The following is a 9,961-nucleotide window of genomic DNA, read 5'->3' on the forward strand; positions in this document are numbered from 1 at the left end:
CATCTGCTCTGCGACACGGAACAACAAGGGACCCCTCGGACGTACACCGATCCCGATGTTGGGGTGGCGACCGTTCAACTCCTCCAGAAGCGGCTGGATGATCCGCAGTTCGCGTCGGGCGCCGAACCAGTCCTCGACGCTGGGCAGCAGTGAGCCACTGGCCACCACCAGCATCGCGCAGCCCAACAGCGTCGCCGCCGCGCCAACACCGACGAGCCGGGTATTGCCTGCCGCGCGGAGAAGGAAGAAGGCGCTCGCCAGCACGATGAGCGCGATGCCGACGGTGAAGACGAACAGCGCCCGGCCGCGGCGGGTGCGGTTCGAGTGGCGCGCCCCCGCCCATGCCACCAGCGTCAACGCCAGCAGCACGTAGAGCAACGGCAGAAGCCACGACAGCGACGTGCCCCCCGAGCCCAGGTTGCGCTGCAGATACTCCTCGGGCGCCATCTCGGGCTGCTGTGGCGCGATGAAGAAGGCCACCAGGGTCAGTCCGGCGATCACGGTCGCCACCGCGTACTGAATGATCGCGATGCGCCGGATGGTGGCGGGCCCGCGGCTCGACGATGCCGACGTAATCATCACGCAACTGCCTGCGGCACAAGCGATCAGCGCCACCTGACTGAGCACCGTGGAAACGTTCGGCCAGCGCAACAGGGTATCGATCAGCAGCGTCAGCGGCTGCCAGTTCAGGGCCGCCACCAGCCCGAGACTGCCCAGCGCGAGAATCATCGCCGCGCTGACCAGAGACTGCTTGTTGACCAGTGCCCAGCCGATGCGTAGGCCGGTCGCCAATCCGAGAAGACCGGCGATCACCCAGACGATCAACCAAACGCCTCTCCGAGCCGCACCTGCACCATCGACGAGCGATCGGACGGCAGGCGGCCGAGTCGGTAGATGAGCAGGGCGGCGAAATCCTCGGCCTCCTGCTCGGCATCCTCTCCGCTGGGACCCATGCAACCGGTCCGCTGGTTCAGCATGTACCCGATCAGGTCCGAGCTGGCGAGTTCTGTGGTGTCGCGGGCGGCCTCGACGACCGAGATGCCGTCGTGGCCCAGAACCAGGTGGCCGAGCTCGTGGGCCAGCGTGCGGTCAACTGCGGGCAGACCCTTCTGGATCAGGAAGACGTCGCGGTCGGCGTACTGGCGCCACTGGCCACACACCCCCGTCGGCAGATCCGCCATCTTGAGTTCGACGGGCCGACCGCGGTCCACGGCCACGGCGTCGACCAGGCGCGCGAGCGACACCTCACCACGTCTGGGAGCGAGATCGAGCACTTCGTTGACGGCGCGAGTGACGCGACGGCTAGCAGGCATAAAACCCCCTCTCGACGGGTCCACTATGACGTGTTGGTCCGCTTGGAACCAACGATCCGGTCAACCCATGAATCGCGCCGTGTTCCCGGTCCGCATGGTGCTGCCGGCCCTCGCTTGGCGGTATCCGATCAACCCTCCGGCACCGGTGAGGATCAAGATTCCGGTGAACCCGGGTACGGCCACGGCCGCGACCTGGCCGAACCCGGCCGCCCTCAGGTACTCCATATAGCCCATTCGGTACGACGGGGCTACCGAGGCTTGATTGTCCGCGCTGAACGCCGGCGGCGACTGTTGCCTTTGCGCAGGCGGCGGGGGCGGTGGCGCTGACGAGCCGGCGCCCGGGGTCACCGGGGGCAACGGCGCGGCCGGAATGCCTGGGCGCGGAGCGACGCCAGGACCACCGGTGACGACCGTCCCACCACCACCTGCACCGGCCGCCGTACCGCCGGGGAAGACCACGACGGGCAGCGTGATCTGTGCGAAGGGGAGCTGGGAGGCGGCGGTGGCCAGCCCCGTGACGACGTTGTTGACCCCCGTGAGGACCCCGTTGACGACGTCGACGAACGGGTCGAAGGAGAACCCGTTGATCGGCGCGAGCAGCTCGCGCGGAATGGTCGGGAACTGCGGGATGGGCAGCTGCATTGCGGGTGGGACCGGGAACTGCCATGTGACCGGCGCCGATACGCCGCCACCGCCACCGTCGGCCGCCGGAGGCGGAGCCCAGTTCCACCACGACCACGGCCACCCGAAGCCGGCAACCGCGGTACTGGTCGTCGTCTCGGTGCTGCTCGTCCCATTGGCGGCGGCTTCCTTACCGGGAACCTCCACCAGCGCCTTCTGCAGGTCCGCGGCGGGGACCGACGGGTCGATCGAAACCCGCGTCGTTACGCCCGACGGTTGTTCGCTGGGGGGCGCGGATCCGGTTTGCGGGGCGGCCGTGGATTCCGGCTCGCTAGGTTTGCTGGAGGTCTCGGTCACGGTGGTCGGCACCGCATCGGTCGGGGACTCACTCTCGTGCGTGGACTCGTGCGTCGTCGCCGTACCGGTGGTCCCGCCCGCGGGGACGCCATTGCGCCCGTCCCCGACCTGCGAGCTGGGCTTCGGTTGGCCGCCTGCGGAGCCGATGCCGGTCGGCACCGAGCCGGCTCCCGTGGTCGCGGTCGCCTCGGGATCACCGGTCGCGGGAGCCGCGCTGCCGTTCGGCGAACCGCCGGCGTCGCCGATCTTGCCGGCCTGGGGGTCGGCAAGCGCCAGCGATGCGCCCGTACCCGCCATGAGCAGCCCAGATGCCATCACGCATGCAGCCGCGGCGATGCGAATACGCGCAACCACGTCTTCACCAACCCCTCACGGCGTCATCGGTCGGCCCTCTTGATGTCCCACGATTGTCGCATAAACATGCTCAACTGTTTGCTGGTGTACCGAACGTCCTCATTCTGTAAGGGGCAAAGCCCGCCGGCGGCCTGTCCGACGATAGGGTTGGCGTCATCAGCGCAGCCATAATCGCGGGATCTCGACGGAATTGACTGGGAGGCAGCCGGGATGGGCGTGTTCACGCGTCGCAAGAGTCGCGCGACCCGCCGGGCCGAGGCCCGTGCGATCAAGGCGAAAGCCAAGCTGGAGGCGAGGCTCGCCGCCAAGAACGAGGCTCGCCGGATCAGGGCCGACGGCAGGCGCCAGTCGGCCACCATCAAGGCGGGCCTGAAGGCGCAGCGGGATAGCGACAAGGCGGCACTCAAGGTTGCTGAGACACAGCTCAAGGCGGCCAAGGAGGGGAAGCTGTTGTCCGCGTCCCGTATTCGCCGGGTCATGACGGTCTCCCGGCTGCTGGCCCCAGTCGTGGTGCCCGTCGTCTACCGCGCCACGATCGCCGCGCGGGGCATCATCGACCAGCGCAAGGCCGACCGACTCGGCGTTCCGCTCAGCCAGCTCGGGCAGTTCTCCGGCGCCGGAGGCGCGCTATCCGCCCGCATTTCCGGCGCCGAGCAGTCGCTGGGCCAGGTCACCGAGTCGAAGCCCAAGGACGCCGAGACCAAGCAGTTCGTGACCGCGATCAACGACCGGTTGAAGGATCTCTCCGCGGCCGTGACCGCTGCAGAGAACATGCCCACCGTTCGCCGCAAGGCGGCACACGCAGCCATCACCGAGCAGTTGGACGGCATCGACGCCGACCTGATGGCCCGGCTCGGCGTGGTCTAGAAAAACGTGACCGCCGGCTCCGCCTCACCCGCGATTCGATTGCGGGGGCTGGCTGCCGGCTCATTGACCATCGCCCTGGCCACCACCGCGCACGCCGCTGGGGGCGGCGGAACCCCGTCCGGTGCCACGTCGGCCCAGCTCGTTTTGCTGGCCGTGGTGATCGGAGGGCTCTCCGCGACGATCTCCTGCGCCGACCGGTTCCAGATCCAACTCGTGCTGATGGCGGCGGGCCAGGTGCTCGGCCATCTCCTGCTCGGCACCGTGGGCCACCATCATGCGAACGCCGCCAGCCCGTCGGCCGCGGCGATGGTGGCCGCCCACGTTGCCGCCGTCACGTGCGGCGCCGCACTCATCGCGGCGGCGGGATACCTGAGCACCGCGATCTCACGGGTAGTGCGGGCGGCCGCTCCGCCCGCGCCCGGCCCGGTGACCGCCGCGCCTGCGGCCGCACTCGGACACGCAGATCAGCCCCTGCGGTCCGCGCTCCTTCTCGCCGCGTCGATGTCGCATCGAGGGCCGCCGGTCGGCGCCGTTCGCTGACCGACCACCCCCCAATTCGACGCACAGAAGGAAACCTCTCGAAATGCGATCCATCCGCCGGGCGTACAAGCACGCCCTCGTCACGACGGCCACCACGGGCGCGGCCATGTCCATCGCCCTGCTCTCCGGCGCCGCGCCGGCCTGGGCCCACGTCCACGTCGATGCCGACGACGCCGCGCCCGGAAGCTCCGCGGTGCTGACGTTCCGGGTTCCCGGCGAATCCGAAACAGGAGCCTTGACAACACAGTTCAGCGTTGCGCTGCCGAACGTGGCCTCAGCGCGCGCCGAGGTCATGCCCGGCTGGACGAGCCGCCTTGACCGAAACGCCGCCGCAGGCACCGTGAGCTCAGTGACCTGGTCGGCCGCGCCGTCGGTCGGGATATCACCGGACCAGTTCGCGTTGTTCCGGATCTCGGTGACTCTGCCCAACCAGCCGTCGGTCAGCTTCCCCGCGACGCAGACCTACTCGGACGGAAAGGTGGTCCACTGGGACCAGCCGCCGCTCCCGGGCGGCGGCGAACCCGAGTACCCCGTGCCGGAGCTCGCTTTGTCGGGAGCCCCTGCGCCCGAGCACCAGATGACGCCGTCACCCGTCGCGGCGGCAGCGCCGACCGGGCAACCCGTCACCGGTGCCGCCCCCAAGACCGCCGATGACACGGCCCGCTGGCTGGCCGGCGGTGCGCTGATCGTGGCCGCGGTCGGCGTCGTGGTGGCCGTCGTCGGACGGCGCCGAACGTGATCCGCAGGGTCCCAGGCGCGGCGTTCGTCGCCCCGCTGTTGGCCGTCCTAGCTCTGCTTGCCGTCCTGGCGCTCGCCGGCGCCGGGACGGCCTCCGCCCACGCCATCCGCACCTCCGCCGATCCCGCGCCGGATGCCGCGCTCAGCCAGGGACCCGAGCGCGTCAGCGCGACGTTCAACGAGCAACTGCAGACCAGCTTCGCGGCCATGACGGTGGTCGGCCCTGACGGCAACCTGTGGTCGACCGGCACGGCGGAGGTCCAGGGGGCCGTGGCCAGCGTCGCGCTGCGCCCGCTGGGGCCTGCAGGCACCTACACGGTGAACTACCGGGTGACCTCCGCCGACGGTCACGTGGTGTCGGGGTCGTGGTCGTTTCGGCTCACCGAAGCGGGGACGGGCACGCCGGGTCCGCCGGTGGCGGCGAACGGTCCCGAGGACGAGGGCGTCCCGGTCTGGCCGTTCGTGGCGGTGGCCGTCGCGATCGTGGGTGCCGGTGCGTGGTGGGCGGTTCGGCGGCGGCCGTGACGCGGCTGCGGACCGTCGCGGCAGGCGCTGCCGTCGTCGCCGCAGCGGCCGTGTTGGCGTGGGCTCTGGCGTTTCCGCAGAACTCCTTGAGCGCCACGCTGATTCGGGCGGTCGCCGACTGTTCGGCGGTGGTCACGCTCGGCCTCGCGGTGGTCCCGATGTTCGACACCCACCGGTATCGCCGCGAAGTCGCCGAGCGCGCCGCCGGACCGTTGATCCTCGCGGCGGCGGTGTGGGCGCTGGCCGAAGTGGTTCGGCTGGTGGTCACCGCGGCACAGGCGGCGGGGGTGTCCGCGGTGCGGGTGGGCGTGCACACCACGGTCGAGTTCGCGGTCGCCACCACCACGGGGCGGTCCGGGCTGATGTGCGCGGTGGCCGCCGTCCTGGTGGGTGTGGTGGCCGCCGTGGCGTCCCGCGGGGAGTGGAAACCGGCGGTCGGCGTCGTGGTGGCCGGCGCGGCTGCGGTCGGTCTGACCAGCCGCAGCCTCGTCGGTCACCTCTCGGAGAGCCCTGGCGGCGGCCTTGCGGTCGCCGTGCACGCACTGGCCGCGGCGTTGTGGTGCGGCGCCTTGGCCGCCCTGGTGCTGGTGGTCGAACATCGCGGGCAGTGGGCCAGGATGTTGCCGCGCTTCTCGCAGGCCTCCCTGCTGTGCGTGGTGACGCTGGTGGTGTGTGGCGTCGCGGCGACGGCGCTGAGGCTGCACTCCCCCGCCGAGTTCGTCACGACGGGATACGGCCGGTTGCTGTCGGCCAAGATCGTGCTGACGGCAGCGTTGACGGTCCTCGCCTGGCGCAATCGCAGCTGGTGGCTCCCCGCGGCCCGGTCACACCGCGCCACCGCCGACGTATCGCGGCTGCGGTCCCGAATCGAGTTGGCCGGCATGACCGTGGCGCTGACCTTGGCCGCCGCCCTGGCGGTCACGGGGTAGCCACCAAAACCCAACTGGCATGATGGGGTGCACTGCCCGGCCCCACACCGCACGCCGACCGCGCTTTGGACGAGAACTGCAAAGGAGCAGCCAGATGGCAGACCCGCAGGGTCGACCGGACGAGGAGCCCACCGAACAGCCGTCGACTCCGGATCCGACTCCGCCGCCACCCGCGAAGAAGGCACCCGCGAAGGCGGCGAAGAAGGCTCCGGCCAAGGTGGCGAAGAAGGCTCCGGCCAAGGCTGCCAAGAAGGCCGCACCGGCGAAGAAGGCACCCGCAAAGAAGGCTCCCGCCGTCCCGCCTGCTCAGCCCGCACCCGCTGCCGCGGAAACCAACGGCTCACGGCCGGCCAGCAGTCCGGCGAAGGAGACTGCCGCACAAGCGAAGTCGACCGTGGCCGCCGCGACGATCCCCGTCATCACGCCAGGGCCCGTGCACTCTCGACTGCCGGTGGCCGCGGCCGTCGCGGCAGGCATCCTGGCGATCCTCGTGGTTCTGCTGGTGCGACGCAACTCCGAAGAAGACTGACGAAATTCTCTTGACCCTGACGCGACGTCAGGGGCCATAGTCTTTCGCGTGGACGCCAACACCGTCGGCACCATTGCCGAATTCTCAGGGATCTCGGTCCGCACGCTGCACCACTACGACCACATCGGTCTGGTGGTGCCCAGCGTGCGGACGGCTGCGGGCTATCGGGGGTACACCGATGCCGACGTCGAACGATTGCATCTCGTGCTCGTCTACCGGGCCGTGGGCCTGCCGCTCGACGAGATCCGCACCCTTCTCGACGATCCGGACGTCGACGTGCCCGCCCACCTACGTCGGCAGCACCGACTGCTCCTCGAGCAGTCCGAGCGGCTGGCCCACACGATCAACGCAGTGGAGGAACTGATGAACGCACACGACGACGGTATCCAGCTGACGGCTCAGGAGCAGGTCGAGATCTTCGGCACCAGCGCGTTCGGCGGTGAGTACGCCGAGGAGGCCGAACGGCGCTGGGGCGAGACCGACGCGTGGAAGCAGTCCCGTCAACGGGTTTCGCGGATGTCCAAGCAGGACTGGATCGACGTCAAGGCCGAGGGTGACGCTTTGCTGGCCGCGCTCGCTCGGGCCAAGCGGGACGGCGTCCAACCCGGCTCGTCAGCCGCCGACGACCTGGTGGCGCGGCACCGCGCGTCGATCGAACGCTTCTACGACTTCGGGGGTGACATGCACCGCAGTCTCGTCGAGATGTACGTCGCGGACGAACGCTTCACCCGGTACTACGACGCCGTCGAGCCGGGTTTGGCCCAGTTCGTCCGCGACATCGTGGTGGCTAGCATCGAGGCGTGACCATCGAACCCCGTGCCACCGCTGATCTCGTCGACGACATCTACCCCGACGTCCGGAGCTGCGATCTGCAGCTGCAGAACTACGGCGCTACGACGACGTTCGCCGGGCGGATCACCACGGTGCGCTGCTTCCAGGACAACGCGCTGCTGAAGTCCGTGCTGTCCGAGCCGGGGAATGGCGGAGTGCTGGTGATCGACGGGGACGGTTCGTTGCACACCGCGTTGGTCGGCGACCTCATCGCAGGCCTGGCCGCAGACAACGGCTGGGCCGGCCTGGTGGTCCACGGTGCGGTGCGTGACGCGTCGACGCTGCGCACCATCGGCATCGGGATCAAGGCGCTGGGTACCAATCCCCGCAAGGGCACCAAGACCGGCGAAGGTGACCGCGACGTGGCGGTCACCTTCGGCGGTGTCACGTTCGTCCCCGGTGAGGTCGCCTACTGCGACGAGGACGGGATAGTCGTCGTTGGAGCCTAAACCGTCACGGGCGCACGGTGTTTGGTGAAGTGCAGCGCCTCGTCGTCGACCTTGCCCTGACGGATCATCCGGACGTCGAGGAAGTAGTTCTGCTTGAGCTTCCACGGCGCCTTCGACCCGGCCTTGGGCAGGCTGTCGAGCGCGCGGAGCACGTAGCCTGGGGTGAAGTCCATCAACGGACGTTCGTCGACGGAGTCGCCCGGGTGCTCCGGCACGACGGTGTCGAAACCTCCTGCGTCCATGTAGTTCAGGATGCGGCAGACGTACTCGGAGACCAGGTCGGCCTTCAGCGTCCAAGAGGCGTTGGTGTAGCCGATGGTGAAGGCCATGTTCGGCATGCCGGAGAGCATCATGCCCTTGTAGGACATCGTGGTGGTCAGATCGACGGGCTCGCCATTGCGGCGGATGGCCGCGCCGCCGAAGAGTCGCAGGTTGAGACCCGTTGCGGTGACGATGATGTCGGCGTCCAGCACCTCGCCGGAGGTCAGCTCGATGCCCTCGGGGACGAATCGTTCGATGGTGTCGGTGACCACGTCGGCGTTGCCCTTGCGGATGGTCTTGAACAGATCGCCGTTGGGCGCCAGGCAGAGCCGCTCGTCCCACACGTTGTACTTGGGCCCGAAGTGCTTCTCGACGTCGTAGCCCGCGGGCAGGCGCCGCTGCGCCATGGTCAGCAGCGTCTTGCGCATGTACTTCGGGAACTTGCGCGCGAGCTGGTACTGAACGGTGCTGAAGCCGATCGCCTTCCACCGGTTGACCACGTGGGCGACCTTCTCCGGGAGGTATCTGTTGGCCTGGACCGCGATCGGGTCGACGTCCGGCAGCGAGCCGATGTAGGACGGTGACCGCTGCAGCATCGTCACGTGGCCTGCGCCGCTGTTGACCAGGGCCGGGATCAGCGTGATGGCGGTAGCGCCACTACCGATCACGACGATCTTCTTGCCTGCGTAGTCGAGATCCTCTGGCCAGTGCTGCGGATGCACGATGGTGCCCGCGAAGTCCTCGAAGCCCGGGAACGTCGGCGAGTACCCCTGGTCGTAGTTGTAGTAACCGGTGGTGGCGAACAGGAACGAACAGGTCATGGTGACCTCTTCGCCCGCGCGGTCGACCGTCAGAGTCCATTGATTGTCCGCGTCCGACCACTCGGCGGCGGTGACCTGATGGCCGTACCGGATGTTCTTGTCGATGCCGTTCTCGGCCGCGGCTTCCTTGATGTACTCCAAGATCGACGGTCCGTCGGCGATGGCCTTGGCCGAGGTCCACGGCTTGAACCGGAAGCCGAGAGTGAACATGTCGGAGTCCGACCGGATGCCGGGGTACTTGAACAGATCCCAGGTGCCGCCCATGCCCTCGCGGCGCTCGAGGATCGCGTAGGTCTTCGAAGGGGAGCGGTCCTGCAGATGCCAGGCGGCGCTGATGCCGGAGATGCCTGCGCCGACGATCAGAACATCGAGGTGTTCGGTCATGACGACACGCTATCAACACTGTGTTGAATAGGTCAACAGAGTGTTGAAAATTTCGACATGCAGTAAAGTAACCGCCGTGACAACCACCAGCCCAGCCCGATCCGGTCGCGGTCGCCGCTCCAAGCGCCCGTCCGGTGACGACCGCGAGGCGGCGATTCTCGCGACCGCCGAGCGGCTGCTGGAGAACAAGGACTTCGCCGACATCTCCGTCGACGACCTGGCCAAGGGCGCCGGCCTGTCCCGGCCGACGTTCTACTTCTACTTCCCATCCAAGGACGCCGTGCTGCTCGCTTTGATGGACCGGGTGATCACCGAGGCGGATCGGACGGCCGACGCGGCACTGGGCGGTACGCCCGGCGCGCGCGTCGACCCCGCCGGGGTATGGCGAGCGATCAACGCGCTGTTCGACACCTTCGGTGCACATCGCGCGGTGACGCTCGCG

At 68.8% G+C, this 9,961-nt stretch carries 13 protein-coding genes; 9 read left to right on the plus strand and 4 right to left on the minus strand.

Features of this window, described 5'->3' with window-relative positions:
* The 3 genes from QOC69_RS35955 to QOC69_RS35965 all read right to left on the minus strand — a co-directional run.
* The coding region (locus QOC69_RS35955) for a hypothetical protein (protein WP_526447588.1) at positions 1–825 on the minus strand (825 nt) is incomplete at its 3' end.
* Positions 822–1,313, minus strand: coding sequence for an ImmA/IrrE family metallo-endopeptidase (locus tag QOC69_RS35960; protein WP_526447590.1), 492 nt, complete (start codon positions 1,311–1,313; stop codon positions 822–824). The genes QOC69_RS35955 and QOC69_RS35960, both read right to left, overlap by 4 nt.
* A gap of 60 nt (positions 1,314–1,373) precedes the next feature.
* A complete protein-coding gene (locus tag QOC69_RS35965; RefSeq protein ID WP_526447592.1) occupies positions 1,374–2,609 on the minus strand; it encodes a hypothetical protein in 1,236 nt (411 codons plus the stop codon).
* 246 nt (positions 2,610–2,855) lie between these two features.
* Between QOC69_RS35965 and QOC69_RS35970 the strand changes: the two genes are divergently transcribed.
* The 8 genes from QOC69_RS35970 to rraA all read left to right on the plus strand — a co-directional run bounded on the left by QOC69_RS35970 (position 2,856) and on the right by rraA (position 8,053).
* Positions 2,856–3,512: a DUF6474 family protein gene (locus QOC69_RS35970; protein WP_526447594.1), complete on the plus strand. Its 657-nt coding sequence runs from the start codon at positions 2,856–2,858 to the stop codon at positions 3,510–3,512.
* Between the two features lie 6 nt (positions 3,513–3,518).
* A complete protein-coding gene (locus QOC69_RS35975; protein ID WP_526447596.1) occupies positions 3,519–4,052 on the plus strand; it encodes a hypothetical protein in 534 nt (177 codons plus the stop codon).
* Positions 4,053–4,095: 43 nt separating this feature from the next.
* The gene (locus tag QOC69_RS35980) at positions 4,096–4,791 is read left to right on the plus strand and encodes a YcnI family protein (RefSeq protein ID WP_526447598.1); all 696 of its coding nucleotides are present in this window, start codon (positions 4,096–4,098) and stop codon (positions 4,789–4,791) included.
* 35 nt (positions 4,792–4,826) lie between these two features.
* A complete protein-coding gene (locus QOC69_RS35985) occupies positions 4,827–5,315 on the plus strand; it encodes a copper resistance CopC family protein (protein WP_526447612.1) in 489 nt (162 codons plus the stop codon).
* A complete protein-coding gene (locus QOC69_RS35990; protein WP_526447600.1) occupies positions 5,312–6,244 on the plus strand; it encodes a CopD family protein in 933 nt (310 codons plus the stop codon). Before QOC69_RS35985 ends, QOC69_RS35990 begins: the two co-directional genes overlap by 4 nt.
* A gap of 94 nt (positions 6,245–6,338) precedes the next feature.
* Positions 6,339–6,773 carry a hypothetical protein gene (locus tag QOC69_RS35995; protein ID WP_526447602.1) on the plus strand — a complete coding sequence of 145 codons (435 nt, stop codon included), beginning with the start codon at positions 6,339–6,341 and terminating at the stop codon, positions 6,771–6,773.
* A gap of 48 nt (positions 6,774–6,821) precedes the next feature.
* A complete protein-coding gene (locus tag QOC69_RS36000; RefSeq protein WP_526447604.1) occupies positions 6,822–7,577 on the plus strand; it encodes a MerR family transcriptional regulator in 756 nt (251 codons plus the stop codon).
* Positions 7,574–8,053 carry a ribonuclease E activity regulator RraA gene (gene rraA, locus QOC69_RS36005; RefSeq protein ID WP_526447606.1) on the plus strand — a complete coding sequence of 160 codons (480 nt, stop codon included), beginning with the start codon at positions 7,574–7,576 and terminating at the stop codon, positions 8,051–8,053. Before QOC69_RS36000 ends, rraA begins: the two co-directional genes overlap by 4 nt.
* Here the strand turns inward: rraA and QOC69_RS36010 are convergent.
* Positions 8,050–9,519: a flavin-containing monooxygenase gene (locus QOC69_RS36010; RefSeq protein WP_526447608.1), complete on the minus strand. Its 1,470-nt coding sequence runs from the start codon at positions 9,517–9,519 to the stop codon at positions 8,050–8,052. The genes rraA and QOC69_RS36010 overlap by 4 nt on opposite strands.
* Positions 9,520–9,595: 76 nt before the next feature.
* On the opposite strand from QOC69_RS36010, the gene QOC69_RS36015 reads away from it, so the two are divergent.
* A partial coding sequence (locus tag QOC69_RS36015; protein WP_526447610.1) for a TetR/AcrR family transcriptional regulator occupies positions 9,596–9,961 on the plus strand: 366 nt, incomplete at its 3' end.

The organism is Mycobacterium sp., assembly GCF_032162105.1.
Lineage (GTDB): Bacteria > Actinomycetota > Actinomycetes > Mycobacteriales > Mycobacteriaceae > Mycobacterium.

Coding starts and splice junctions, on each gene's coding strand:
- QOC69_RS35995 (WP_526447602.1), top strand. CDS start 6,339: ATGGCAGACCCGCAGGGTCGACCGGACGAGGAGCCCACCGAACAGCCG.
- QOC69_RS35970 (WP_526447594.1), top strand. CDS start 2,856: ATGGGCGTGTTCACGCGTCGCAAGAGTCGCGCGACCCGCCGGGCCGAG.
- QOC69_RS35980 (WP_526447598.1), top strand. CDS start 4,096: ATGCGATCCATCCGCCGGGCGTACAAGCACGCCCTCGTCACGACGGCC.
- QOC69_RS35960 (WP_526447590.1), bottom strand. CDS start 1,313: ATGCCTGCTAGCCGTCGCGTCACTCGCGCCGTCAACGAAGTGCTCGAT.
- QOC69_RS36010 (WP_526447608.1), bottom strand. CDS start 9,519: ATGACCGAACACCTCGATGTTCTGATCGTCGGCGCAGGCATCTCCGGC.